The sequence below is a fragment of the Nocardiopsis sp. CNS-639 genome, from assembly GCF_000381685.1.
Classification (GTDB): domain Bacteria; phylum Actinomycetota; class Actinomycetes; order Streptosporangiales; family Streptosporangiaceae; genus Nocardiopsis; species Nocardiopsis dassonvillei.
In genome coordinates this window covers 352,098-377,141 of sequence record NZ_KB906856.1, presented here as the reverse complement: position 1 = coordinate 377,141, position 25,044 = coordinate 352,098, and the positions used below count along the sequence as shown (strand labels likewise).

At 71.9% G+C, this 25,044-nt stretch carries 26 protein-coding genes; 9 read left to right on the top strand and 17 right to left on the bottom strand.

Annotated features, from left to right (window positions below; genetic code table 11):
* Positions 1 to 57: 57 nt before the first annotated feature.
* The 6 genes from ptsP to G011_RS0107065 form a co-directional block, all read right to left on the bottom strand.
* Positions 58 to 1,761: a phosphoenolpyruvate--protein phosphotransferase gene (gene ptsP / locus G011_RS0107090; protein WP_019607866.1), complete on the bottom strand. Its 1,704-nt coding sequence runs from the start codon at positions 1,759 to 1,761 to the stop codon at positions 58 to 60.
* Positions 1,762 to 2,129: 368 nt separating this feature from the next.
* A complete protein-coding gene (locus G011_RS0107085; protein ID WP_013155220.1) occupies positions 2,130 to 3,170 on the bottom strand; it encodes a zinc-dependent dehydrogenase in 1,041 nt (346 codons plus the stop codon).
* A gap of 65 nt (positions 3,171 to 3,235) precedes the next feature.
* Positions 3,236 to 3,679: a PTS sugar transporter subunit IIA gene (locus G011_RS0107080; RefSeq protein ID WP_013155221.1), complete on the bottom strand. Its 444-nt coding sequence runs from the start codon at positions 3,677 to 3,679 to the stop codon at positions 3,236 to 3,238.
* Positions 3,669 to 3,977 carry a PTS lactose transporter subunit IIB gene (locus G011_RS0107075; protein ID WP_013155222.1) on the bottom strand — a complete coding sequence of 103 codons (309 nt, stop codon included), beginning with the start codon at positions 3,975 to 3,977 and terminating at the stop codon, positions 3,669 to 3,671. The genes G011_RS0107080 and G011_RS0107075 overlap by 11 nt, the downstream gene beginning before the upstream one ends.
* Positions 3,977 to 5,083, bottom strand: coding sequence for a PTS mannitol transporter subunit IICB (gene mtlA / locus G011_RS0107070; RefSeq protein WP_013155223.1), 1,107 nt, complete (start codon positions 5,081 to 5,083; stop codon positions 3,977 to 3,979). Before mtlA ends, G011_RS0107075 begins: the two co-directional genes overlap by 1 nt.
* Before the next feature lie 152 nt (positions 5,084 to 5,235).
* Entirely contained in the window at positions 5,236 to 5,997 is a 762-nt protein-coding gene (locus G011_RS0107065) for a DeoR/GlpR family DNA-binding transcription regulator (protein WP_017563623.1), read from the bottom strand.
* Between the two features lie 331 nt (positions 5,998 to 6,328).
* Between G011_RS0107065 and pfkB the strand changes: the two genes are divergently transcribed.
* From pfkB to G011_RS0107050, 3 genes are all read left to right on the top strand, one after another.
* Positions 6,329 to 7,270: a 1-phosphofructokinase gene (gene pfkB / locus G011_RS0107060; RefSeq protein ID WP_019607865.1), complete on the top strand. Its 942-nt coding sequence runs from the start codon at positions 6,329 to 6,331 to the stop codon at positions 7,268 to 7,270.
* A 54-nt stretch (positions 7,271 to 7,324) separates the two neighbouring features.
* Complete coding sequence (locus G011_RS0107055; protein ID WP_013155226.1) at positions 7,325 to 7,594, top strand: HPr family phosphocarrier protein; 270 nt, start codon at positions 7,325 to 7,327, stop codon at positions 7,592 to 7,594.
* A 120-nt stretch (positions 7,595 to 7,714) separates the two neighbouring features.
* Positions 7,715 to 7,894, top strand: a complete 180-nt coding sequence (locus G011_RS0107050) for a hypothetical protein (protein ID WP_019607864.1) — start codon at positions 7,715 to 7,717, stop codon at positions 7,892 to 7,894.
* A gap of 312 nt (positions 7,895 to 8,206) precedes the next feature.
* Here G011_RS0107050 and G011_RS0107045 read toward each other — a convergent pair whose 3' ends face one another.
* The gene (locus tag G011_RS0107045; protein WP_019607863.1) at positions 8,207 to 8,971 is read right to left on the bottom strand and encodes an SDR family NAD(P)-dependent oxidoreductase; all 765 of its coding nucleotides are present in this window, start codon (positions 8,969 to 8,971) and stop codon (positions 8,207 to 8,209) included.
* Between the two features lie 303 nt (positions 8,972 to 9,274).
* Here G011_RS0107045 and G011_RS0107040 point away from each other — a divergent pair, with 303 nt between their 5' ends.
* Complete coding sequence (locus tag G011_RS0107040) at positions 9,275 to 10,192, top strand: LysR family transcriptional regulator (RefSeq protein ID WP_026338100.1); 918 nt, start codon at positions 9,275 to 9,277, stop codon at positions 10,190 to 10,192.
* 63 nt (positions 10,193 to 10,255) lie between these two features.
* Here the strand turns inward: G011_RS0107040 and G011_RS0107035 are convergent, their stop codons facing one another.
* The 4 genes from G011_RS0107035 to G011_RS0107020 form a co-directional block, all read right to left on the bottom strand.
* Entirely contained in the window at positions 10,256 to 11,248 is a 993-nt protein-coding gene (locus G011_RS0107035) for a YihY/virulence factor BrkB family protein (RefSeq protein ID WP_019607861.1), read from the bottom strand.
* Between the two features lie 146 nt (positions 11,249 to 11,394).
* Positions 11,395 to 11,967, bottom strand: coding sequence for a DUF3618 domain-containing protein (locus tag G011_RS0107030; RefSeq protein ID WP_019607860.1), 573 nt, complete (start codon positions 11,965 to 11,967; stop codon positions 11,395 to 11,397).
* Positions 11,943 to 12,380 carry a phage holin family protein gene (locus tag G011_RS0107025; protein ID WP_019607859.1) on the bottom strand — a complete coding sequence of 146 codons (438 nt, stop codon included), beginning with the start codon at positions 12,378 to 12,380 and terminating at the stop codon, positions 11,943 to 11,945. Before G011_RS0107025 ends, G011_RS0107030 begins: the two co-directional genes overlap by 25 nt.
* A 10-nt stretch (positions 12,381 to 12,390) precedes the next feature.
* A complete protein-coding gene (locus tag G011_RS0107020) occupies positions 12,391 to 13,053 on the bottom strand; it encodes a hypothetical protein (protein ID WP_019607858.1) in 663 nt (220 codons plus the stop codon).
* Positions 13,054 to 13,576: 523 nt separating this feature from the next.
* Here G011_RS0107020 and G011_RS0107015 point away from each other — a divergent pair.
* On the top strand, positions 13,577 to 14,830 hold the full coding sequence (locus G011_RS0107015; RefSeq protein WP_026338099.1) for an MFS transporter: 1,254 nt from the start codon (positions 13,577 to 13,579) through the stop codon (positions 14,828 to 14,830).
* 388 nt (positions 14,831 to 15,218) lie between these two features.
* Positions 15,219 to 16,253 carry a nitronate monooxygenase gene (locus G011_RS0107010; protein ID WP_019607856.1) on the top strand — a complete coding sequence of 345 codons (1,035 nt, stop codon included), beginning with the start codon at positions 15,219 to 15,221 and terminating at the stop codon, positions 16,251 to 16,253.
* 282 nt (positions 16,254 to 16,535) lie between these two features.
* Here the strand turns inward: G011_RS0107010 and G011_RS0107005 are convergent, their stop codons facing one another.
* The 3 genes from G011_RS0107005 to G011_RS0106990 all read right to left on the bottom strand — a co-directional run bounded on the left by G011_RS0107005 (position 16,536) and on the right by G011_RS0106990 (position 19,301).
* Positions 16,536 to 16,820, bottom strand: a complete 285-nt coding sequence (locus G011_RS0107005) for a DUF1540 domain-containing protein (protein WP_013155235.1) — start codon at positions 16,818 to 16,820, stop codon at positions 16,536 to 16,538.
* Positions 16,821 to 17,299: 479 nt separating this feature from the next.
* Positions 17,300 to 18,637, bottom strand: coding sequence for an enterochelin esterase (fes, locus tag G011_RS0107000; protein WP_231391401.1), 1,338 nt, complete (start codon positions 18,635 to 18,637; stop codon positions 17,300 to 17,302).
* A gap of 190 nt (positions 18,638 to 18,827) precedes the next feature.
* Positions 18,828 to 19,301 carry a MarR family winged helix-turn-helix transcriptional regulator gene (locus G011_RS0106990; protein WP_019607854.1) on the bottom strand — a complete coding sequence of 158 codons (474 nt, stop codon included), beginning with the start codon at positions 19,299 to 19,301 and terminating at the stop codon, positions 18,828 to 18,830.
* 56 nt (positions 19,302 to 19,357) lie between these two features.
* Between G011_RS0106990 and fepB the strand changes: the two genes are divergently transcribed.
* A complete protein-coding gene (gene fepB / locus G011_RS0106985; protein WP_026338097.1) occupies positions 19,358 to 20,353 on the top strand; it encodes a Fe2+-enterobactin ABC transporter substrate-binding protein in 996 nt (331 codons plus the stop codon).
* Between the two features lie 227 nt (positions 20,354 to 20,580).
* A complete protein-coding gene (locus G011_RS31005) occupies positions 20,581 to 21,333 on the top strand; it encodes an NgoMIV family type II restriction endonuclease (protein ID WP_081642934.1) in 753 nt (250 codons plus the stop codon).
* Positions 21,334 to 21,626: 293 nt separating this feature from the next.
* Here the strand turns inward: G011_RS31005 and G011_RS0106975 are convergent, their stop codons facing one another.
* The 3 genes from G011_RS0106975 to G011_RS0106965 form a co-directional block, all read right to left on the bottom strand.
* A complete protein-coding gene (locus G011_RS0106975) occupies positions 21,627 to 22,733 on the bottom strand; it encodes a DNA cytosine methyltransferase (RefSeq protein WP_019607852.1) in 1,107 nt (368 codons plus the stop codon).
* 413 nt (positions 22,734 to 23,146) lie between these two features.
* The gene (locus G011_RS0106970; RefSeq protein ID WP_019607851.1) at positions 23,147 to 23,368 is read right to left on the bottom strand and encodes a DUF397 domain-containing protein; all 222 of its coding nucleotides are present in this window, start codon (positions 23,366 to 23,368) and stop codon (positions 23,147 to 23,149) included.
* On the bottom strand, positions 23,365 to 24,207 hold the full coding sequence (locus G011_RS0106965) for a Scr1 family TA system antitoxin-like transcriptional regulator (RefSeq protein WP_019607850.1): 843 nt from the start codon (positions 24,205 to 24,207) through the stop codon (positions 23,365 to 23,367). The genes G011_RS0106970 and G011_RS0106965 overlap by 4 nt, the downstream gene beginning before the upstream one ends.
* A gap of 346 nt (positions 24,208 to 24,553) precedes the next feature.
* Here G011_RS0106965 and G011_RS0106960 point away from each other — a divergent pair, with 346 nt between their 5' ends.
* On the top strand, positions 24,554 to 24,991 hold the full coding sequence (locus G011_RS0106960; protein WP_019607849.1) for an ATP-binding protein: 438 nt from the start codon (positions 24,554 to 24,556) through the stop codon (positions 24,989 to 24,991).
* Positions 24,992 to 25,044 lie beyond the last annotated feature (53 nt).

The following is a 25,044-nucleotide window of genomic DNA, read 5'->3' as shown; positions in this document are numbered from 1 at the left end:
CGCGCCCTCCCGTGTCCAAGGTGCGGGGGGAGGGCGCACGGCGTGCCCGGGTGGGCGTCAGCGGTCGACCGCCTCCGGGTGGGCGGCGGCCCTGACCGCCTCGCGCGCCTGTTCGGCGCTGGAGGCCGCGACCGCCAGGTCGGCCAGTCTGCGGCAGTCGCTGTGGGTGTGCAGGGCCAGCGCGTGGCGCACCGCGGGCAGCGCGGGCGCGGACATCGACAGGCTGGTCGCGCCCAGGCCCACCAGCACCAGGGCCAGCAGCGGGTCGGCGGCGGCCTCGCCGCACACGCCCACCGGGCGTCCCGAGCGCTCCCCGGCGCCGCCCACGGTGCCCACCAGCTGGAGCAGCGCGGGCTGCCAGGGGTCGAGCAGGTCGGGCAGCGCGCCGAGGGTCCGGTCTGTGGCCATGGTGTACTGCGCCAGGTCGTTGGTGCCGATCGACACGAAGTCCACCCGGGACAGCAGCCGGTCGGCGAGCAGCGCCGCGCCGGGCACCTCGATCATCACGCCGACCTGGTCGAGCCCGGCCTCGCGGGCGAGGGAGACGAACTCCTCCGCCTCGTCGGGCGTGGACACCATCGGCGCCATGACCCGGACCTTGGCGGAGGTCTCCCGGGTGGCGGCGGCGATGGCCTGGAGCTGGTCGGTGATCAGGTGGGGGTGCACCCGCGAGGTGCGGAAACCCCGTACGCCGAGCGCGGGGTTGTCCTCGTGGCCGGTGGACGCGAAGGCCAGGGGCTTGTCCGATCCGGCGTCCAGGGTCCGCACGGTGACCGTGCGCCCGGCGAACGCCTGGAACAGGGCCGTGTAGGAGGCGGTCTGCTCCTCGACGGTGGGCGGGTCCGAGCGCTCCAGGAAGAGGAACTCGGTGCGCAGCAGCCCCACGCCCTCGCTGTCGTGGGCCCCGGCCTTCTGCGGGTCGCCCTCGCCGACGTTGAGCAGCAGCGAGACCGGGACGTCGTCGGCGGTCCGGCCCGGACCGGTGGCCTCGGCCAGCAGGGCGCGCCGCCGCTCGGTGCGCTCGCGCATCCGCTCGGCGAGCTCCTCGTCGGGCTCGACCTCGACCGTTCCGGCGTCGCCGTCCACCGCCACCGGCGTCGCGTCGAGCAGTTCGGCGGCCCCCGCGCAGCCGACCACGGCCGGGATGCCGAGCGACCGGGCCAGGATGACCGTGTGGCTGGTGGGTCCGCCGTAACGCGTGACGATGGCGAGCACGCGCTCGACGTCGAGCTGCACGGTGTCGGCGGGCGCGAGGTCGTCGGCGACCAGCACGTGCGGAACGCCGGGGTCGGGCAGCCCGGGCATCGGCAGCCCCAGGAGCACGGCGGTCGCCCGGTCCCGGATGTCGGCGAGGTCGGCGGCGCGTTCGGCGAGGTAGCCGCCCGCCGCCTGGAGCAGCTCCTGGTAGGCGCCGCAGGCCGCGTGGACGGCCCAGGCCGCGGGGTCCCCGGCCTCGGTGCGCTCCGCGGCGCGGCGCGCGAGCTCGGGGTCGCGGGCCATGAGCGCCTGGGCGCTCAGCACGGCCGCCGCGTCGCCCTGGAGGTCGGCGGCCTGGCTTTCGAGCAGTTCGGCCACCTGTTCCAGTGCCTGCCGCGCCCGGGTGGCCTCCTCCCCCGGGTCCACGACGGTGGGCCGCTGGTCGGGCAGGGACGGCGGCGGGGCCATCCGCGCCACCGGGCCGACTGCGGCCCCCGGGCTGGCGGGGATACCCGTCAGCCGGGTGGCACCGGCTGCGGCGGGGAGGGGTTCGGTCTTCGCCATGGTCGCTCCGTACGTCGGAAAGGGCCGGGGTGGTGTGGACGGGGCCCGTCAGGGTCGGTGCCCCGCCGGAGCGCCCCTCCCCGGGCGCGGGGAGCGCGGGCGCCGCCGTGCCGACGGTGCGCGTACCGCGGGTCGCGGCGGGAGGTCGGCTGTGCGGGGCGGTGGAGATGACGGGCGGATCGCGTGTCCGGCAGGAGTCTTGTGTGTCCAGGAAACCTCAGGGAGGCGGGCGGCGGAAGCCCCTGTGGACAACCCGGGAGGACGGGGGCGCGACCGCGCCCGCACGTCGTGGGAACGCCGCCGCCCCCGGGCGGGCGGGTACCGCCGCCGCACCGGGGCGGCGGCGGTACCGCCTTCGCGCACGCGCGCTACGGCTGGATGGTCACCTTGATCGCGGTGCCCGAGGCCACCGTCTCGATGGCCTTGTGCACGTCGGAAAGGGACATCCGCTCGGTGATCAGGTCCGCCACCGGCACGGCGCCGGAGGAGATCAGCTCCAGGGCGCGGCGGTTGTGCTCGGGGCTGGAGCCGTTGGCGCCGAAGATCGAGATCTCCCGGTAGTGCACGGCGTTGGAGTCCAGCTGGATGATCGGCGCGTCCTTGGGCAGGCCGCCGAAGAAGCTGATCCGGCCGCTGCGCGAGACCATGCGCAGCGCGTCCTCCTGGGCGCGCCCGGAGGCGGCGGCGGTGATGACGACGTCGGCGCCCCGGCCGTCGGTCAGGCGGAGCACCTCCTCCACGGCGTCGGTCTCGGCGCCGCAGATCGACGCGTCGGGCTGGACGATGTCGGCGGACATGTCCAGGCGGCCCCGGTTGAGGTCCACCAGGTAGACCTTCGCGGCGCCGCGCGCACGGGCCAGCCGGACGTGCAGGCAGCCGATCGGCCCGGCGCCCATGACCACGACCGTGTCGCCCTCGCCGACACCGGCGATCTCCTGGCCGTTGAGCACGCACGCCAGCGGCTCGGCGACGGAGGCCTCGGCCAGGTCGATGTTGTCGGGGACGCGGTTGACCCCGTCCACGGCCAGGACCGACTCGGGGATGATCATGTACTCGGCGAAACCGCCGTCGTAGTGGTAACCCATGGACTCCTGGCGCGAGCACACGGTGAACCGGCCGTCGGAGCACTCCACGCAGGTGCCGCAGGGGATGGCGGCGATGACCTGGACGCGGTCGCCCTCGGCCCAGCCGGTGACGCCCTCGCCCACCTCGACGATCCGCCCGGCGATCTCGTGGCCGATCACGCGGGGCGGACGGATGTGGTGGTGTCCGTGCCGGGAGATCTTCACGTCGGTACCGCACGTGGAGCAGTTGACGACGGCGATCTTGAGCTGTCCGGGTCCGGCGGTCGGCTCGGGGGCCTGCTCCAGTCGGATGTCACCGGGGGCGTAGAAGCGGGCGACGAGCATGTTCGGGCCTTTCTGCTGGGCCCGCCGGCCCTGGGTCAGGGGACCGGCGGGTGGTTCGGTTGGGCTCAGCCGTCCTGTAGGGGGCCGAGCAGTTCGAGGACGTCGGACGTGGTGCTGGCGGAGCGCAGGCGCGCCGCCTTCTCCGGGTCGGTGAGGATCCCCGCCAGCGAGGACAGCACACCCAGGTGCTCGTCCCCGGAGGCGGCGATGCCGATGGCCACGTGGACGGTGGGGCCGCCCCAGTCGACCCCGCCGGGGAACTGGACCACGGCCAGCGCGGTGCGCTTGACCAGGGCCCGCGAGGCGTCCGTGCCGTGCGGGATGGCCACGCCCTCACCGACGAAGGTGGGGATGGAGGCCTCCCGCTCGTGCATGGCGGGCACGTAGCCGGGTTCGACGGCGCCCAGTTCGACGAGCAGGGCACCGCACTGGTCGATGGCGTCGGCCCGGTCGGCGGCCTCGCGGCCCAGCCGGACGGCGTCCTCGGTCAGCGCCAGATCATTCGGCAAGGGTGCTCCCGTTCTTCACAGCCTGCTCCAGGCGGGTGAACGCCGGGTCTCCCAGGAACATCTGGAAGCTGATGACGACGGTGCCGGGCACCCGGGTCCGGGCCCGGTCGACGAGCCCGGTGTGGCACAGGACCACGTCGGCGCCCTCGGGGATCCGGTCGACCGGGGAGTGCTCGACGGACACGCCGTACGGGGACAGGGTCTTGCTCAGCTGCGAGGTGAGCAGGACACTGCTGCCCATGCCCGCGTCGCAGGCGACGACGACCTTCTTGATGTCGGAGCCCTCGATAGTGCTCATCAGCTGTTCTCCTGGTTCTGAGCGGCTTCCTGCTTGGCCTTCTCCTCGCGCTCGGCCTTGCGCTCGGACCGGCCGAAGCCGAGCAGGAGCGAGGCGATGACGAAGGAGACGATGGTGGCGGCGACGACCCCGGCCAGGACCGACAGGTGGCCTCCCTGCGGGGTGACCGCCATGATCGCGATGATGCTGCCGGGGGAGGCGGCGGAGACGAGCCCGGCGTCCATGATCATGAAGGTCGCGACGCCGGACATGCCGCCGCCGATCGCGGCGAGGATCAGCTTCGGCTGGGCGAGGATGTACGGGAAGTAGATCTCGTGGATCCCGCCGAAGAAGTGGATGACGGCCGCGCCGGGCGCGGTGGCGCGGCTGACCTTGGAGCCGAAGAACATCAGGGCCAGCAGGATGCCCAGGCCCGGTCCGGGGTTCGACTCGATGAGGAACTCGATGGCCCTGCCGTCGGCGACCGCGCGGGCCGTGCCCAGCGGGGTGAAGACGCCGTGGTTGATGGCGTTGTTGAGGAACAGCACCTTGGCGGGCTCGACGATGACCGAGACCAGCGGCAGCAGGCTCAGGTCGATGAGGAACTGCACGCCCTTGCCCAGGCCGGTGGCGATGCCCTCCACCACCGGTCCGACCGCGTAGACGCCCAGGGCGGCCAGGATCGCGGCGAGGATGCCGGCGCTGAAGTTGTTGACCAGCATCTCGAAGCCGGCCTTGATGCGCGGCTGGACGACCCGGTCGAAGTGCTTCATGAGGTAGGCCGCGAACGGACCCATGAACATCGCGCCCAGGAACATGGGGATGTCCGCGGAGACGATCACGCCCATGGTCGCGGCCGCGCCGACCACGCCGCCGCGCCTGTCGTGCACCAGCGCGCCGCCGGTGTAGGCGATCAGCAGCGGCAGCAGGTACTTGATCATCGGGTCGACGAGCCCGGCCATCTGCTCGTTGGGCCACCACCCGTCGGGGATGAACAGGGCGGTGATCAGTCCCCAGGCGATGAACGCGCCGATGTTGGGCATCACCATGCTCGACAGGAACCCTCCGAAGCGCTGTACTCCGGAGCGCACCGAGGCGAGTCTGTCCGTGCTCTGCTGTGTGGTCATGGGGGCCCTCCTGGGGGGTGGGGGGGGCGGATCGCCCGCCGATGAGGTGGGGAGGGGCAGTGGGTGTCGGTGTTGGTGTGGGTGGGCGCGGGGCGTTCCGGCGCGGGGCGGTCCCGGACGGTGGAACCGCCCCGCTCGGTGTCCCGCCGTGGTCAGACCACCTGGACTCGGGGTCCGGCGGCCTCCAGTTCGTCGGCGAGACCGCTGGCGAGACCGGTGTCGGTGATGACCAGATCGAGGTCCTCGACCGCCGCGAAGCGGGCGAAGTGGTCGTTGCCGACCTTGGTGTGGTCGGCGAGCAGGACGCAGCGGCGGGCCGAGGCGATCATGGTCCGCTTGACCTCCGCCTCCGCGGGATCGGGTGTGGTGAGCCCGCGTTCGGTGGAGATCCCGTTCGCCGCCATGAAGGCGACGTCGACGTAGGACTCGGCGAGGGAGCGCAGCGCCCAGGCGTCGACGGTGGCCTGGGTGCGGGTGCGCAGGCGCCCGCCGAGCAGCATGAGGTTGATGTGGGTACGCGGAGCGAGCGTGAGGGCGATGGACAGGGAGTTGGTGACGACGGTGAGTTCGCGGTCGGCGGGCAGCTGCTCGGCGAGGCGTCCGGTGGTGGACCCGGCGTCGAGCAGGATGGCGCCCTCCTCCGGGAGTTCGGCGAGAGCCGCCTTGGCGATGCGCTCCTTCTCCTGCGTCATGACGGAGTCGCGCACATTGAGGGCGGGCTCGAAGCCCAGCCGCTCGACGGGGATCGCGCCACCGTGGACCCTGCGCAGGACCCCGTGGCGTTCGAGTGCCGTGAGGTCGCGTCGGATGGTCTCGTACGTGACGTCGAACTCCGCGGCGAGCCCCGTCACGTCGACCCGGCCGTCCCGCCGGGCGCGTTCGAGGATCGCCTTCTGGCGCTCTTCCGCGTACATGTTGGATCACCTGTGTTTCGGTGTGGTTTTCTGTGAGTTTAATGGTGTTGCCTGGGACACACAAGAGGTACCTTGAACCAATATCCCAGCAACACTGCTCGTCGCGAAGCCCCTACGGTCCGCCCGAACCCACCAGGAGCGTTTCCCCTCGCTCCGACTGCGCCCGCACACCGGGACCCCGGTGACACGAGCCCCACGCGCCCGTGACCGACAGTGGCCAAAACCGGAAACCAGGGCACAACAGCATTGACACACGCAGGCAAACACACATAATCAAAGGTAGTCCCACATCCGGACCGGGCCGGGCGCAGCCACCTCGAAAAGAGCACCCATGATCCTGACCCTCACCCCCAACCCGAGCGTGGACCACACCCTGGAGGTCAGTCACCTGACCCGCGGTGAGGTCCTGCGCGTGGGCTCCACCCGCGCGCAGGCGGGCGGCAAGGGCGTCAACGTCTCCCGCGCGCTGCGCCGTGCCGACGTGCCCACACGGGCGGTACTGCCCGTGGGCGGCGGCGGAGGCGCCGAGCTGACCACCCTGCTCGGAGACCTGCCCTGCGTCGCCGTCCCCATCGAGGGCGAGACCAGGGGCAACATCGCCGTCACCGAGGACGACGGCACCACCACCAAGCTCAACGCACCCGGCCCCGTGCTCTCCCCCGAGGAGACCGACGCCCTGCTCTCCGCCCTGGAGAGCGAGCTGGGCCGGGGGCCCGCGTGGGTGGTGGCCAGCGGCAGCCTTCCCTCCGGCACCCCCGACGACCTGTACGTGCGCGTGGCCGAGCTGGCCGCCTCCTACGGTGTCCCGCTGGCCCTGGACACCTCCGGCAAGCCCCTGGAGGCCGCGGCCCGCGCGGGGTCGGTGGCCCTGCTCAAGCCCAACCAGGAGGAGCTGGCCGAGCTGATCGGCCGGGAACTGACCACCGTGGGCGCGGTCACCGAGGCCGCCCGCGAGGTCCTGGGGTGGGGCAACGGCTCCGCCCTGGTGACACTGGGGGGCCACGGTGCGATACTCGTGGACCCCGAGCACACCTGGTGGGCGCGCGGGCCCCGGGTCCGCACGCGCAGCACGGTGGGCGCGGGCGACTGCGCCCTGGCCGGGTTCCTGGGCGCGGACGGCTCCCCCGAGGACCGGCTGCGGCACGCCGTGGCGTGGGGGACCGCCGCGGTCTCCCTGCCCGGAACCACCGTCCCCTCCCCCGACGACGTGGCCGCCGACGCGATCACCGCGGTGGCCGACCCCGACCCGCAGTGGCCGGTCGACACGCTCTGACCCGGGCCTCCCCGCCCAACCGACGATCTCCCGACGACTTCTCCTAGGACTGACATGCCCCAGCGCACCGTGGCCATCGCCTCCCAGCTCGGCCTGCACGCCCGCCCCGCCAGCCTGTTCGTCCAGGCCGTCAACGGCACCGGCCTGCCCGTCAAGATCGCCCGCGAGGGCCAGGACCCCGTGGACGCCCGCAGCGTGCTCGCGGTGATGGCGCTGGGCGTCAAGCACGGCGAGACGGTCACCCTGTCCTGCGAGGAGCAGGAGAACGCGGACAAGGTCCTGGACGAGCTCGTGGAGATGCTGTCCCGGGAACTGGACGCCTGACCCACGGGCTCCGCGCGACCCCCGCCCGGACACGGGCCGTCCCCCCGCAGGGGCGGCCCCTCCGGGGCGCGGCCCCGCCCGGCCCTGGTCTTCGGGGTCGGCCGGGACTACCTTGCTGCCATGGACACCTCACCTGACGACACCGTCATCGGCCCCTCGGGGATCTGCAGGCGGGGGCAGCACGACTGGAAGCACGATCCCCCCGGAGCGAAGCGGCAGATCTGCACCCGCTGCCGGTCCATGTCCACGACGAACTACTGCGACTGCGCCGAGTGCGCGTCCGGCGGCGCGCAGGCCTGAGCCCCTCGGGGCCGGACGGCGACCGCGGCCCGCACCCGCCTCCCGGGCCGGTGCCGTGACCCCGGGAGAGGGTCCGCCGGGCCCCTCCCCCCGGGACGCCCCTCGTACCCGTGACGCGTCTCGGCCGCGTGGAACCGGGCGGTCGCCGCGGCACGGAGCCGGTCGGGGCCCCGGCCGGGGCGGCCCGCCCGGGCACTGACGGAGCGGCCGTCGAACCCGGCGGCCACCCCGCCCGCCCCCGCTGGGACGCGGGTCGGAAAACCCCCGTGCCACACCGGTGACGGTTCCGGCCAGCCCGCTGGGCGGCGTTTCTTAGGACTCCCCCCGCCGCACGCGGTGGACCTTGTGCTGGGCGGCCTGCGCGCGCGGGCGCACCACGAGCAGGTCGATGTTCACGTGCGGGGGCCGCGTGACCGCCCACACGATGGTGTCGGCGACGTCCTCGGCGCTCAGCGGGTCGGGCACACCGGCGTAGACGGCGTCGGCGGCCCCGGAGTCACCGCGCATCCGGTTGAGGGCGAACTCCTCGGTCCTGACCATGCCCGGCGCGATCTCCAGCACGCGCACCGGTTCGCCGCACAGCTCCAGGCGCAGCGTGGCGGCGAGGCTGTGCGCGCCGTGCTTGGCGGCCACGTACCCGCCGCCGCCCTCGTAGGCCACGTGCCCCGCCGTGGAGGAGACGACCAGCACGGTGCCGTCCCCGCTGGCGATCAGCTTGGGCAGCAGGGCCTGGGTCATGTTGAGCACACCGATGACGTTGACCTCGTACATGGCGCGCCAGTCGGCGGGGTCGCCCTCGGCGACGGTCTCGGTCCCGATCGCGCCGCCCGCGTTGTTGACCAGGACCTCGCACGAGGCCAGGGAGTCGGCGAAGGCTTCGACGGCGGCCCTGTCGGTGACGTCGAGGGCGTGGGCGCGGGCGCTGCGGCCCTCCTCGGCCAGTTCCTTCGCCAGCGCCTCGATCCGGTCGGCGCGGCGGGCGACCAGGACCACGTCGTAGCCCTCCTCGGCGAGGCCGCGCGCGGTGGCGGTCCCGATCCCGCTGCTGGCTCCGGTGACGACGGCGGTCGCTGACATGGTGGTTCCTCCCGGAAGTCGCTGTCGCGCCGAGCGTATCCGGTGACCGTGCCCGGCCCGCCGGGAGGAGGGGCCCGTCCGGTCTCCCGGGTTCCGGCGGCGACCGCGACGCCCCGGGCCGAGGGGGCGCCGTCGTCCACGCGCGGACCTGGGGGGTGCCGCCCGCGCGCGGACCGGACCCGGCGGGGCCCTCCCTCCGCCGCGCCTTCCGCCATACGAGAGCCGGTCAACCGCGCGGTACGCGTCCCGTGCTTCCATGAGGGGTGCTCGCCGACCCGACGCGTTTCGGGGGCGGCACGGGCCATGTCGGCGAAGGCGAGGGGGACCGTCCAGTTGCGGGGTATCGAGATCCGGGAGCTGGAGTGCTTCCTCGTCCTGGCCGAGGAGCCGCACCCCGGACACGCCGCGGTGAGGCTGGGCGTACCCGCGGAGACCGTGGACCTGATGCTGCGCGCCCTGGAGGACCGGATCGGCGCCCCTCTCCTGGACCGCACGGGCCCGCGCCCGTGCCTCACCCCGTTCGGCGAGGAGTTCCTCGACGCCCTGCGGCCCGCCTACCAGAACCTGGCCGCGGTGGTGGACGGCGCGCGCGACCGCGCCCACGGCGGGCCGTCCACGGTCCGCCTCGGGTTCCGGGGGAAGGTGCACGGCCCGGTGGCCGAGGCGGTGCGCGCCTTCGAGGAGCGCGAGCCCGGCACGCGGGTGCGGATCGTGGAGACGGCGCACTCGGACCCGTTCGGTCCGCTGCGCGAGGGCGAGGTCGACGCCGCCGTCGTCCTGCTGCCGGTGCGCGAACTCGACCTGGTCGTGGGCGCGGTCTTCTCCCGGCAGCCGCAGCGGCTCGCGCTGCCCGCCGACCACCCCCTCGCCGCGCGGACGGGCGTCGGGATCGAGGACATGGCCCGGGTCTCGCTCATCCCGGTCCGGCGGACCCCCGACCACTGGCTGCGCGTCCACGCCCCCACCGTCACCCCCCTGGGCAGGACCATCCGCCACGAGAGCGGTGTGGACACCCTGCGGGAGGGGTTCTCCCAGGTCGCGGCCGGGAGGGGGGCCATGCTGCTGAGCGGGGACGTCACGGACCACGCCGACCGGGACGGACTCGTCCTCGTCCCGGTCCACGGCCTGCCGGAGTCGTCCCTCGGCCTGGTGTGGCCGCGCGGGGACCGGCATCCGAGCGTGCCGGTCCTGGCCGCCGCCCTCGCCGACGCCCTGGGCTGAGGAGCGGGCCGAATCCGTTGCGGGTGCGACGCACGGGACGCCCGTGGTCCGCGGCCCTGCCCCTCACCCCTGCTGGTGGTGGGCCCGGTGTTTCTTCTTGGGCACGTCGCGCATGTCCACGTAGGGCTCCTCGTCCACCGGCTGGCCGCCGGAGATGGCGCGTCCGCGTTCGATCTCGGCGTTGAACTCCTCGCCGAGCAGGATCGCGATGTTGGTGATCCACAGCCACACCAGGAAGACGACCACCGTCGCCATGGTCCCGTAGGTCCTACCGTAGGACGCGAAGTTGGCCACGTAGAAGGCGAAGGCGGCCGAGGCGAGCAGCCAGAGCACGACCGCCAGCACGCTCCCCGGACTGACCCAGCGGAACCCGCGTCTGGCGTTGGGCGAGGCCCAGTACAGGAGCGCGATCATGAACACCACGATCAGCAGCAGCACCGGCCACTTCGCGATGTTCCACACCGTCACCACGGTCGAGCCCAGGCCCAGCAGCTGTCCGACCCAGGCCGCGGCGCTGCCGGTGAGGGCGACGCCGACCACCGTCAGGGACAGCAGGACGACCATCAGCAGGGTGACGCCGACGCGGATCGGCAGCGTCTTCCAGATGGGGCGCCCCTCGGGCACGTCGTAGACGACGTTGGAGGCGCGCATGAAGGCCGCGATGTAGCCGGAGGCCGACCACAGGGCGATCGCCAGGCTGACCAGGCCGAACACGCCCGCGGCCGTCTGGTTGCCCTGGAGGTTCTCGATGGCCGTCGTCACCAGCCGCGCGGCGTCGGCGGGCATGGTGGCGGAGATGTTGTCGGTCAGGGTCTGTGTCGCGGAGGGCCCGGCGAGGCCGAGCAGTGACACCAGCACGAGCAGCGCCGGGAAGAGCGACAGGATCGCGTAGTAGGTGAGCCCGGCGGCGAGGTCGGCCAGCGCGTCCTCCTTGAACTCGCCGACGGTCCGGCGCAGCGACGCCCACCACGACGACGCCGACATGTCGGTCGGTTTCTCGGCCTCCTCCGGGGAGGAACGGCCGTCGTAGGCGTCCGAGGAGTCGCCTCCCACCATCTTCCCGCTCCTTCCCTCACCGGTTCCCGGGGGCCGGGCCCCGCAGGAGACGGGGCGAGGGGCCTTCCGGCCCCTCGCCCGCGCCGTCGCGGACACCCGCCCACGGGTGCCCGGCCCGGAGGCGTTCCCCCGGGCCGGGGTGGGACTCAGGAACCGCGCATCTCGTCCTTGGCGGTCCTCGCCTCCTGGCGGGCCTGCTCGCCCGTGGCCTGCGCGGCCTCCGAGGCGCTGCCCTTGAGGTGCTCCCCGGCGGTCCGCGCGGACTCCACCGCCTGCTCCTTCACGTGGGCGGCCGACTCCGCGACCGCCTGGCGTGCCGGTTCGATCGCGTCGGCGTGCTCGCCCACCCGCCGGGCCGCGCGCTGTTCCGCACGGCTCTCGGAGAGGACGGAGGCGGCCAGGAGACCGGCCCCGAAGGCGATCAGCCCCGCGGCGATGGGGTTGCCCTGGGTCTGGTGCACGGCCCGCTCCGGCAGCGACCTCGCCATGCCGACCGCCTGGCCGGTGGTGTGCCGGATCCCCTCGGCCGCCTCACCGGTCGAGGGGGCGGAACCCATGATCCGGTCCTTCAGGTCCCGTGTCCCGTGCCGGACCCTGCGGGTACGCCGGTGCACGACGTTGCGCGGGTTGGCGTGGTCCACCAGACGGTCGGTGTCATGGGTCAGCTCCGAGCGGGTCCGCTCGATGTCCTGTCTTATCTGGTCGGGTGTTTCGCCCATTGCGCGTCCTCCTTGAGGGTCTCGATGGTGCGTTCCGGTTTCGGAGAGACCTCGCGCATGCGGTCGCGGCCCATGACGGCCAGGACCGCGCCGACGATCGCCCACACCACCGCGACGACCAGCGCGGCCCAGCCCAGGCCGATCAGTTCCGCCAGTCCGAACATGGCCGCGAGGCTGAGCAGCAGCAGGGCCAGGTACCCGGCCACCGCGGCCCCGCTCAGCAGGCCGGCGGCCTTGCCGGTCTTGACCGCCTCCTCGCGCATCTCGGCCTTGGCCAGCGCGAGTTCCTGACGGAACAGCTTCTGCAGGTCTCCGGTCACCGCGCCGAGGAGTTCGGAGAAGGACTGCTCCTCCTCGCCCGGCTCCCGCCGTTCCCCGCCGGTCTCCCGCCGTGCTCCGGGAATGGTCGCCATGTCAGCCCCCTCAGAACGTGCGTCCACGCGGCCCCGGATCGGGCGGTGGCGGACCGATGTCCTCCGGCCGGGGCGTGACGGGCGGGCGGGGGGACGCGGCCCCCTCGTCCTGGTCGGTCTCGCTCAGACGCGGTGCGGGCGGACGGACCCGCTCACCGGCGGGGAGCGCCTCGGGGCGGCTGTCGCCGACCCCTTCCCGGCCCGCGGAGATGTCGGACGAGGCCTTGAGGACGCGTCCGAGCGCGAATCCGGCGATGGCCGCACCGGCCAGGAAGGCGACCGGCCTGCGTCGCGCGAAGCTCCTGGCCTCCTCCACCAGGCCCTCCATGCCGCGTTCGTCCAGGAAGTCGGCGGCTCCGCGGCCGCTGTGGGCGATCTGGCGCACGGCACCGCTCACCGGGGAGCCCTGCTCCCCGCTGTCCGCCATGGACGACAGCTCCTCGGACCACTGGCGCAGGTTCTGCGACGTGCGCCGGGTCTGTTCGTGGACTTCCTCACGCAGACGGGTCTGGACGTCGTCGGCGACGTGCCGGGCCTCGGTCCGGGCCTCGTCGGCCAGGGAGCGCACCTGGTCCCCCGCGGTGGAGGCGACCTCGCCCGCCGCCCCGCGGGCGGTGTCGGTCAGGCGGCCGCCCGTGCCCCCGGGCCCGTCTCTTCCCTCGTGTGAGTGCATCGCCAAGCCTCCTTGGAGTCGGCCTGTTGCTCGGTTGGCACCGCGACTACCCCGGCTCCACCCGGTCATGCACACCGGAACGCCGCACTTCACACGGGTCGTCGCGCCCGGGCCCGGGTGCGCGGAGGGCACCCGGACGACCGTGTCGTCGTCTTCCGGTCCGCGCCCCCGGCCGCGGGGGCGCGGACCGGCCTTCGCGGAACACCTCGCGCGGAGACCGGTCGCCGTGTCCCCGTGGACCACGGGAGAACCGGGCGATCACCGTGTCCTCGCGGGGCCAGGGGGAGCCGGTCGGGCACGGCGTCGCGCGCCGTCACCGGGCTCGGGGAAGCCGGTCGGCCGCGGCGCTGTCGCGGGGTGGGGGTGAACCGGTCCGCCGCCGCGTCACGCGGGGCCCGGGAAAAGCCGTGGCCGCACCGGAACCCGCGTGCTAGCTTGGGCGGAATTTCCCTCCGGAACCGCTAATGCCACCACCATCAGGGGCTGGTCGGAGCCGCGACGTCCCTCGACCAGGAAAACGCCCATGCCCGTGGAGAGAACCGCCGAATCGTCATTGTTCCTGCGCTACACCTCGTTCGCTCTCCTCTGCGCTTCGGCCGATTTCCTTTTCGGCGCGGTTTTCGTCACCATCCTCCTGGAACGCGGGGCGGACCCGTGGCTGCTGGGACTGATGCTCGGTTCCACGAACCTGGTGGCCCTGGTGGTGGAGGCGCCCAGCGGTGCGCTCGGCGACCGCTACGGCCACCGCAGGCTGCTGACGGTGGGGTTCGCCGTGTGGGGCACGGGCTTCGTGCTGACGGGGTACGCGGACGGGCTCGCGCTGACGCTCGCGTCCATGTACCTGTGGGCGGTCGGCTTCCACCTCCAGTCCGGGACTCTGGTCGCGCTCGTGGTCAACCGGATCGGCGACCGCGACCGCCCCGCGCGGATCGCGCGGACGGTGCGGTTCGTCCAGGTGGCGGGCAACAGCGGCGCGGTGCTGGGTGCCGCCTCGGTGATGGTGGCGGGCACCTGGCTGTCCGCGGACGCCCTGGTGCTGGTGAGTGGCGTGGTGCTGGTGGCACTGGCGGCGCTGGCTCCGGTGTGCTTCCCCCACTCCCCCGGCCAGCCGGGGCGCCCGCTCACCGCGATCGTCCGGGAGTCGGGCGTACTGGTGGCGAGCAGGCGTTTCGCGCCGCTGGTGGCCCTGTCGGCGGCGTCGGTGTCGGGGCTGACCGCCCTCGTGCTCTCCTGGCAGCCGATGCTCGCGGCCGAGCACGGCGCGGACGTGCGGCTCAACGGCCTGGTGCTGCTGCTGATGATGGCGGCCATGGCGGCGGGTTCGGCGTGCTCGCGGTTCGTGGGGCGCGGTCGGCCGCACGTGTGGGGACCCGTCTTCGCGGCCTCCTCGGGCCTGCCCCTGGGACTGGCGGCGCACGGGGCCGTGCCGCTGGTGGCGGGGCTGATGGCGGCGGAGTTCCTGCTGGGACTGGCCGTGGTGCTGTCGCACGTGTGGCAGCAGACGATGTTCTCCGACGCCAACCGCAACACCATGTCCGCGATGCTGGGGATGGTGGGCAACGCGGCGAGGATGCTGACCGTGTTGGCGTTCGGGTGGCTGTGGGAGCTGTTCGGGCTGGACTGGACGGTGACGGCGGTGGTCGGGTTCGGGGTGGCCGCGGCGCTGGCGACCGTTCTGCTGTCCCGGCGGTTCCCGGAGTCGACGCGGTTGGTCGAGGGCCCGGACGAGGGCGAAGGGTCCCCGGACGAACCGGAACTGGACGGGACGGGCGGATAGCAAGAGGGAAAGGCGGGTGGTGGACGGGAGGGGCGGACAGCGGGCGGAAAGGGCAGGCGGCGGACGCGCTTTCCGGGTGGAGGCGCCGTTCTCCCGCCTTTCCCAGTGGAAGGGGACCGGGAAAGTCCCTCTTCCTTCGGCGCACCCCAGGGAATTCTCGTGCCCCACGTCACAGAAAGAGTCGGGTGAACCGCGCTATCGCATTTCGGGGCGGGTGCGGTCGAACCCCGGAAAACGTGCGTCGGTAGCATTCCCTGGACATGGGAGGCGTGGTCCGCGCAGCGCTCCGCTCGCGGGTTCCACGGGGGAGCCGGACCCCGCACGGAGCCGTCGGGGCGGGGACGCCGCCGCGCCTTCGCCGTACCGGCCGAGGACGAGGAGAGGGACCATGAGCCTGGCGGAACTGCTGCGGGAGCGCCCGATCGTACAGGCGCCCATGGCGGGCGGGGCCGCCACGCCCGCGCTGGTGGCGGCCGTGGCGGGAGCGGGCGGAACGGGTTTCCTCGCCGCCGGGTACCTGGCCCCCGAGGTCCTCGCCGACCAGCTCGGGGCGGTGCGCGACGCCGGGGTCGGCGCGTTCGGGGTGAACGTGTTCGTGCCGGGCCCGCCCTCCGACCCCGACGTGGCGGCGTCCTACCGTTGCGACCTGGAGTCCGAGGCCGAGCGGTACGGAACGCCGGTCGGCGCCCCGGTGCACGACGACGACGCGTGGGCGGCCAAGATCGACCTGCTCGCGGAGGCGTCCGTGCCGGTGGTGAGCTTCACCTTCGGCTGCCCGGAGGCCGCCGTGTTGGAGCGGCTGCGCGCGGCGGGCAGTGCCACGGTGGTCACCGTGACCACGGTCGGGGAGGCGCGCGAGGCCGTGGCCCGCGGAGCCGACGGGGTGTGCGCGCAGGGTACGGAGGCCGGGGGCCACCGCGGCGCGTTCGACCCGGTCGGGAACGGAGGTCTGCCGCTGCGGGAGCTGCTGGCGGACGTGGTCGGCGCGGTGGAGGTACCGGTGATCGCCGCCGGGGGGATCATGACCGGGGCCGACGTGGCCGGGGCCCTGGACGCGGGTGCCGCCGCCGCGCAGCTGGGCACGGCGTTCCTGCGCTGTCCCGAGAGCGGCGCCAACCCGGTCCACAAGGCCGCGCTGGCCGATCCCGCGTACACCGGGACGGCCGTGACGTGGGCTTTCACCGGCCGTCCGGCGCGGGGCCTGGCCAACAGGTTCATCGCCGAGCACCCGCGGAGGCCCTTCGCCTACCCCGAGATCCACCACATGACGAAGCCGCTGCGCGCGGCCGCCGCCCGGGCCGGAGACCCCGGCGGCATGGCGCTGTGGGCGGGAGAGGGGTTCCGGGCGGCCAGCGACGATCCCGCGGCGCTGGTCGTGGAGCGGCTGCGCCGCGAGGCCGCGGAGGCGGGCCGGAAGGTCTGAGGGACGAGGGGTTCGAGGGGCGCGGGGCTGGCCGGAAGGCCCGAGGATCGCGGGGACGGAGCCGGGTTCGCCGTTCAGTGTCAGCGCCGATCGGCTGGCGCGAGCGTTGGGAGGGCCGCGGCGACGGCCCCGAACGGTGGACCCGAACACGGAACCGGCCCCGGGCGTGGTGCCCGGGGCCGCGGAGTGAGCCGGTGCGCGGCGCCGTTCAGGCGGGCGCGCGACGTCCCTCGCGCGGACCTCCGCCCGCGCGGGGCTTCCGGTCGCGTCGCCCAGCCCTCGTCAGGCGGGCGCGTAGGTGAGGCAGTCGGCCTGCTGGTGCACGTACCCGACGGAGATGGCCGGGGCCTGGCACTCCAGCTGAACGTTGTGCGCGCAGTTCGACATCTTGCAGGCGCCGACCTGGCCCGTGGCGACGGGGTCGCCGCCCCGGTCATCGGCGCCGAAGAAGGTGTCGCACTGGGCGTGGGAGGAGTTCCCCACGGTGATGGCCAGTGCGTGGCAGGAGTGGTCGGTGTTGTAGGCGCAGGCGTCCACCTGGCACGAGTTCACCACGGGCATGTCCATCGCGTTTCCCCCCAGAGCATCGACGGCGCGTTCGAGGCTGCCAGACGGGACGTCCGGCTTCCAGGACACCGCCTCGTGTCACCGCGAGCAGGACGGAGTGTTGACGAAGGCTTGGCGCGGAAGCGACCCGGAGCACGGCGCGGAGGCGACCCGGAGCACGGCGCGGAGGCGACCCGGAGCACGGCGCGGAAGCGACCCGGAGCACGGCGCGGAAGCGACCCGGAGCACGGTCCGGCCAGGCTGGAGCGGGGTTGTCCACAGGCGGCAGGAGGGGGCGGCGGCGCCGACCGTCCGCGTCCTAATCTGGAAACAGGGGGGTCCCCGGGCCCGTCCGTCTCGTGCTGCCCGCGCCGCGCTCCGTCAACGCCCCCACCCCCTTCCCGCCGAGCCCCTCCCCGACTGCGCCCCTGGTCCGTGCCCCAGCCCTGGCCAGCCGTTCTCACCCGGCTCCGCCGGATCCCTCCGCAGGCCCTCCCCCGTCAGCGCTCCCAGTCGGCGGTCGCGAACGCCAGCCCGCCCGGCAGCCCGGCCCGCCAGCAGGCCCGGTCGTGGCCGCCGTTGTACTCCTCGAACACCGCGAACCCGGGATCGCGGCCGAGCGCCGCGCCGCGTTCGAGCAGGGCCGCGTGCAGACGGCGGTTGGCGTCCAGCAGCGACCACTCGTTGGTCCCCGCCGTGAGGTGCACCCGGTCCGGGACCGCGTCCGCGGCGGCCACCAGCTTCGTCATCCGCTCGCTCTCCCCGCCGGTCACCGCGACGTTGGGCCACCAGAACGACCCCGACTGCGACACCGCCCGCCCGAACCGCTCCGGCGCCCGGTGGGCCGCGTACACGGCGGTGAGCCCGCCCAGGCTCTGCCCGGCCACCGCCGTGCGCCCGGGGTCGTCGCTCACCCGGTGGTCGCGGCCGAGCCAGGGCAGCAGTTCCCCGCCCAGGAAGGCGACGAAGTCGTCCGAGCACGCCAGCTCCGCGACACGGGTGGGCATGTCGAGGGAGTCGACCATGACGGTCAGCGCCGGGGGCAGCGTTCCGTCGGCGACGAGGCCGTCCAGCAGCGGCGCCAGGGGCAGGCCGTGCCAGTCGCGGCCGTCCAGCAGGACGACGACCGGCCAGGGCAGCCCGTTCGGCGGGCGCCGGGCGGGCTCGTGGACCCACACGGTGCGGGTGTTTCCCAGCAGGTCGCTGGTGATCTCGGCCGCGGTGACCCGCCCGGCCGGGGTCGTCGGGTCGGGCGTGCGCCACAGCTCGGGCGGTGCCCCGGGCAAGGAGACCACGGACAGGGAGTCGTCCAGCCGCTCGCGGGCGAGCGGATCGGGAACCGCCCGGGACAGGGCGTCGAACCAGCGGGCGACGGCGGGCCGTTCCTCCGGCTCGGAGACGGCGAGGGCGCGCTCGCGGCGGACGCGCACCGACTCCGGCCACGCCTCGGGCGGCAGGGGCTCGCCGTGCGCGGGGACCGGGGCGACGGAGTAGGAGGCCCGCCAGTCCCCGCGCATCCGGTAGGTCAGGTGCCACACGTCCGTGCCGGGGATCCGCTCCATGCGGTTGGCGTCGTAGGAGGAGGCGTCGGCGACCTTGTTGGCCACGAGCAGGACGTCCGCGAACTCGTCGCCGCCGCGCCACAGGAAGGTGACCGCGCGGTGTCCGCCCGCGTCGGGCTCCCCCACCAGGGGCGTTCCCTCCCCGGCGACGCGGCGCCAGAACCCCTCCGGGTCGCGGGCCGCCTCGGCTGCGCACGGAGTGGCGACGCGTTCGGGGCGCACGTTCGGCTTGAGGCGCGGGGGGACGGTGTGGAAAGCGGGTGTCGGTATGGACACGGGGCGGCCTTTCTGTGCGGTCGGATGTGGGGCCCCACCGCTCGCGGGAACGGGCTCCCCGCCCGGACCGGCGGTGCGGCGCGCGTCGGCGAGGCCCCGCACGCGGGACCTACCGGTAGGTCCCACCAGCGGGTCCCGTCGATGGGACCTCCCACCGGCGGACCCCACCAGCGGGCCCGCCGACGAGGCCTCAGCGGTCGGGAACGGACTCCAACGCGCGCAGGAGGCGGAACAGGTCCTCGACCTGCCGGTCGTCGAGGGCGTGTTCCAGCGGCGACCGGGACGTGAGCCCCGCGCCGATCGCCTCGACGGCCCGGCCGCCCTCCTCGGTGAGCCGTGTCACACGCATGCGCCGGTCACTCCTGGAGGGGACCCTGCGGACGAGCCCCCGTTCCTCCAGTTCGCCGGTGACGATCGACACGCGGGAGGCCGTGCAGCCGAGCTGGCGCGCCAGCGCCGCCTGGGAGGGGTCGTCGCGCAGCGCGCGCAGGGTCCGGGCCTGGAAGGCGGAGAGCCCGTGCTCGGCGGCCAGTTCGGTGAGGAGTCCGTCCAGGCGCTGGGCCACGCGCAGGAGGGCCTCGCCCACGTCACGGAGCGTGGGCCGGGTCTCCCGCTCCGGTGCGGCGGGCGCCCCGGCGCGGTCGGACGGGGGCTGAGCGGACACGCTTCGCTCCACTCCACGAGTTGACATGAGGGTAGGCATACCTAACTATACTTTTCATGAAGCAAGCAAATTCCTTCCACAGCCTAGCGACCTGCGGTGTCGTCGCCGCCCTCGTGTTCCCCCTCGCCGCGTGCGGCGCCCCGAGTGCTGGGGAGGAGGCCCCGGCGGAGACCGGGGAGACCCGGACGGTCACCCACATGTACGGCGAGACCGAGATCCCCGCCGACCCCCGGAACGTGGTCTCGGTGAGCGTCACCGCCACCTCGGCCCTGCTGAGCCTGGACGTCCCGGTCACCGCCTCCGCCACCACCGCCCCGAGCGCGCTGACCGACGACAACGGCTTCTTCGCCCAGTGGGCCGAGGCCGCCGACGAGCGCGGCGTGCAGCCGCTGGCCGGTCCGGAGGTGGACATCGAGGAGGTCGCCTCCGCCCAGCCCGACCTCATCGTGGGCAACGGGTTCGGGGCCGACGCCGTGGACGAGGCCGTCTACGAGCAGCTGTCCCAGGTCGCGCCCACCGTGGTCTACGGCGAGTCCGACATGGCGTGGCTGGACGTCACCGACCAGTACGCCGAGGCGTTCGGCCGCCAGGACCGGGCCGCGGAGATCGCGGAGGAGTACGAGCGGTTGGTCGCGGACACCTCCGGGCGGCTGTCGGCCGAGCACGACGTGGTGATCCTGACCGGGACGCCCAGCGGGTTCAACGTGTTCACCGAGGAGTCCGCCCAGGGAAGGCTGGCCACCGACCTGGGCCTGACCCTGCACGAGCTTCCCGACGACCTGGCCGCCCCCTCGGCCCAGGGCGGCAGCGGACGCGGCGACATCGTGCAGGTGACCACCGAGCGGGCCTCGGACTTCGGCGACAGCACGCTGCTGTTCGTCAACACCCAGGGCCAGGAGCCCGAGGACTACCTGGAGACGGCCCCGGTCCTGGAGAACCTGCCGGCGTGGGAGGACGGCCGCGTGCTCACGCTGGGCGCGACCTCGTTCCGGATGGACTACTACAGCGTGCCGCTCGCGGCCGAGCGCCTGGCCGAGGTCCTGGGTTCCTGAACGCGCGGGGGCGGGCGACGCCGCCCGTCCCCATCCCGAGAGAGCATCACACCGCTCTCGAACTGTTCGTAAACAGGAAAACGGATCGACCGTATTCTGTCTTCAGGTCGCAAGGCCATCAATTAACATCCGAACACCGAAAGCAACAAACCAATTACCCACGGCAAACAAGCCTGACATGGGCTTCTCGGCCGACCACGGCGCCCCATGCTGGATAGAGTGGACCTGTGACCTCTCCCTTCGCACACAAGCTCCTGGGCTGGCGAAAGCCGTCCGAGAAGAGTCAGTACGTACCCAACTGTGCAGATTCAGACAACGCCCAGTCGATCCAAATATCAAACGGCATGCTGTATGCACTAGGCCTTTCTCCGGAGAACCACAGCAAACCTCCCAAAAACCCAGGATCAGACCTCGAAGACTTCGTAAGAGATAACATCAGCACCTCCCTCGCCGAGGATAAGGTAAAAAGAACCTGGGTTGTCGAAAAGGGAAGGATAGTTACGGAGTTTGCCCAATATGCACATTTGAAGCGTGTTAATGAGCTGGTCAAAAACAACCCTGAACTGCGGGTAACAATCGGCCAGGATTACTTGATCAAACCGGACGTCACCGTCGGAATCACTGATCTTGACACCATGGGGGAGCACCCCTTCCTGCACGCAGCAATCTCCTGCAAGTGGACCATCCGCTCAGACCGAGTCCAGAACATCAGACACGAGTTCAATCAGATGATCCGACACCGCCGAGGGAGGCAACCCCACCTGGTCACTGTCACGGCAGAGCCACTACCCAGTCGACTTGCCTCCATTACCAGGGGGACCGGCGAAGTGGATGCAGTTTATCATGTAGCTTTCGATGCCCTCAAAGAGTCAGTCGACAAGTACGCAAATTCGCCACAAAAAGAAGCCTGGGAAGAATGCGTTGAACAAAAGAGATTGCTGAGTTACGAGTCACTCGCAAAGACGCTTGCAAAGTGGTGAATCCCAGTTGAACCAACCATGCTGCTAGATCTTTTCACGAAAGAAATAGCTTTCATGCAGAGCGGCCACGGGGCCCTATATTAATCATGGACACACCCGGCCATCCATCTGCGCAGCATGAACGCCAACCGCCGCGTAGACATCAAGCCCGAGAAATCCCCGCAATCTGATGCGCACCATCAGGTTGCGATCGCAATGCGGGCATTTAACACAAAGAGGCCAGGTGACTGGTGCTGCACTTCTGTAAGCACCAGCCCCCTGGCGAATACGTTGAAGCTGCGTTCCTGGTAATTTCAGCCTGTAAGGGTCAGCTGCAGCGGGCCCGTGTGCTCCATTAGTCCCTCGGGCTGCTCGGCAGGCGCTGTCGCGCCCGCGTCGGCGTCCCGCAGAGCGGCGATGACGGACTCCCCCACCGCTTGGGCCACCGGCGGCGGGAAGGCGTTGCCGACCTGCCGGTAGGCGGCCGTCTTGCGCCCCTTGAACTCCCAGTCCGCCGGGAAACCCTGGATGAGCGCAGCCTGGGCCACGGTCAGCTTCGGTCCCCGATCCCCGAACAGGTCGCGGTTCTCATCCTTGGTCTCCCCCAGGGTGTCGGCGACGCCGTGGGCGTCCACGCCCAGCTCGGCCCAGGCCCGCTTGGCCCGGGTGGGGCCCAGGTCGGCTCCGCCGTGCTTCTTGGACCCGCCGACCAGGGTGGGGGCGACAGTGCCCCGCTCCTCTGCCCTGTTCTTCCACTTCAGGTAGTAGTCCATGGCGTCGGGCCTCCTCGAGGCCAGGAAGCGCTGCCGCATGGAGGAGTCCAGGGCCTCGGCCACCGTGACCTCGTGCTTGACTCCCCGGGGCGGCCTGAAGTGGGAGGCGTCCGGTTCGCGCATGGCGACCAGGATGGAGCGGGGCCGCAGCTGCGGTACCCCGTAGTCGCGGGCCTCGAGCACCTCCCAGCCCAGGATCCGGTACCCCATGGCCTCCAGGCGCGCCCTGATCCTGTTCCGGTACGGCGCGAACTTCTCGCGCGGCTCGAGCAGGCCGCGCACGTTCTCGATCATCACCGCGCGGGGGCTCAGCTCCTCCGCCATGTCGAGCATGACGGGGAACAGGTCGCGCTCGTCGTCTTCTCCGAGCTGCTTGCCGGCGACGGAGAAGGGCGGGCAGGGCACTCCACCGGCCAGCAGGTCCAGGGGTTCGGGGCCCAGGACCCGCTTGAGGTCGCCCATGTCGAAGTCGTTCAGGTCCCAGGGCAGGACCGCGCAGCCCTTCCACCCGTGTCTGCGGGTGTTGTGCTCCAGGGTCTGTACGGCGTGGGGGTCGACCTCGATGAGCGCCCGGTGCCGGAAGCCGGCGTTGTGCAGGCCGACGGCCTGCCCTCCCGCTCCCGCGCAGATCTCCAGGGACGTATACACGCCCGCCCTACCCGACATCCTGTACCTTCCTGTCCGCTCCCAGCAGTCGGAGAGACCACTGTCGACACGACATGCGTCGAACACCCGATCGAAGATCGCATCCAACCACGATGGTGTCATGGGGGGCGCAGGGTGGTACCAGCGCGTCGGTGAAGGTTCTCGTCGCAGGATCCGGGGTGCCTACGAAGTGTGATTCTACGTGCGCTAACCGACTCCGCGGTCGGACTGTGCATAACGCAGCACCGAGGATTGATTGCGCGGTTGCACGGCATCACCCATCGGAGAACGCGCCATGACGAACTAAACGCTACCGGTCGCCCCTCGGACGAGCGCCCCGTGTTCTCGGGTACACGACACCCGGCTCAGCTGCACAAACCCTTGGCACCCCAGGCGACATGAGCCGACCGATGCGGCTACGGTCGAAGCGTCTTGAGGGTGTTGAGGAGCCCGAACCACTCGGGGGTGGTGAAGGCGAGGTGGCCGAGCCCGCGGTTCTGGGTGTCGCGCACAGCCGTTGCACCGGGAAGGTCCGCGACCTCGACGCACTGGGGGCCGTCAGGGTTGCTGTGGCTGGACTTGCGCCACCGTGCGGTGTTCATGTCCATGCGGGACCTCGTCTCCGGTTCGTGCTTCATGCGCTCAAGTGTTCCAGAAGGGCGGTGGAGTCCGGAACGGAGAGCGCGCTGCCCTGGGTACGGCTGAACACCAGCCTATGGCGGTTGATCTCGGCCTCGGATTCCAGGTAGAAGCCGTCACCGCGTGATTCGAGGAAGACCACGCTGTCCGCGTTGTTGCCATCGCTGAAGCTCAGGATGGTGAAGGGAAGGCCGCCCGCGGCATGTGCCCCGGAGGAGAAGGGGAGCACCTGGATCTCCACGTTGGGGCGCTGGCCGACGTCCAGCAGGTGGCGGGTCTGTTCACGCATCACCTCGGGTCCGCCGATCTGACGCCGCAGGGCCGCTTCGTCGATGACGGCGAAGATCAATGGAGGCTCCTGGCGTTCCAGGATGTTGCGCTGTCGTTCGAGCCTGCTCTTCAACCTCTGTTCGGCCTGGTCGCTGGTGTTTCCGACGGCGGAGGCCAACAGAGCGGAGATGTAGGCGGGGGTCTGTAGTAGGCCGGGTACCAGGCCGATGTTGAACTCCTGGATCATCGTGGCCTCCGCTTCCAGACCGACGAAGGCGCCGGGGAGGACGTCCTCGTACTGGAGCCACCAGGGTTTGTGGGTCCGCGAATCCCGTGCGATCTGGATGAGCTCCTCCGCGACATCGCTCGGCGCGCTGTAGAGCTGGCACAGCGCCATGATGTCTCCCGCTTTCAGGCGCTGGAAGCTGCCGGCTTCCAGGCGTTGGATCTTGGCGCGGCTCCAGCCCAGGTTCTTCCAGACCTCGTCCTGTGTCAGCTTCGCCGCGTTGCGCAGGCGTCGGAGTTGGATGGCCAGGTAACGCCGTCGGACAGGCACGCCGGTTGCCACGGGTTTCTCCTCTGCTGTGACTGCTGACACCTGGCTGACAGTCTTCCAGGCCTAGAGTGAACTATTGCGACTTTGATGTAGATACTAGACGCTGCCCTTGTCAATTGAGGCGGCCTCATTTAGCTTGTGTTGCATTGAGCCTATACATCGCTGGACAGCAGCGTAGGAGCCTCCACCCGTGGGGAAGCCGCGTGCTCTCGTCAGCGTCTCTCTTCGCTCACCCCATGCACTTCTGACACTTGGAGGAAGCACGATGGACGGTTTTGGCGTACTGCGGCCGAGGCGGGTGGTGGAGGGAAAACCGAACGAGGGTGGACTGCCGCGTCGAGGGAGGGGCGGCACCGGGGTGCGCACGGCGTTCTTCGGGTCGGAGGTGACCCAGGCGCCGCAGATCCGTAGCTGGTGTCAGCGGGGCGCGCGAGTCCAGGCGCACCTGGCCTTCCCCTTGGTGCTGGCGGTCAGTGAACTGGTCACCAACGCCTGGACGCACACCGCCTCCGGCGCACCCGGTGGCCGGGTGAAGGTCCAGATGCAGCACTTGCCCCGCCGACTCGTCCGTATCGCGGTCACCGATGACGGACCGCGCCCGGGGCACACCGTCTGCCTTCCGCGCCTGTCACTGGAGGTCGACGCTCTGACGGCGTGCGGACGGGGCCTTCGCCTCGTAGACCGTCTGTCCGTGGAGTGGGGCTGGAACGGCGAGCCCGGTACGCCCCTGACGGTGTGGGCGCACATCGACCCCTACGCGCCCGTCCCCGACCCCGACGACGCCGTCGCGGCCTGAGAAAACACTGCCACCGGAGCGGGAGGCACAGCCTCGCCGGGACCGAGGACACC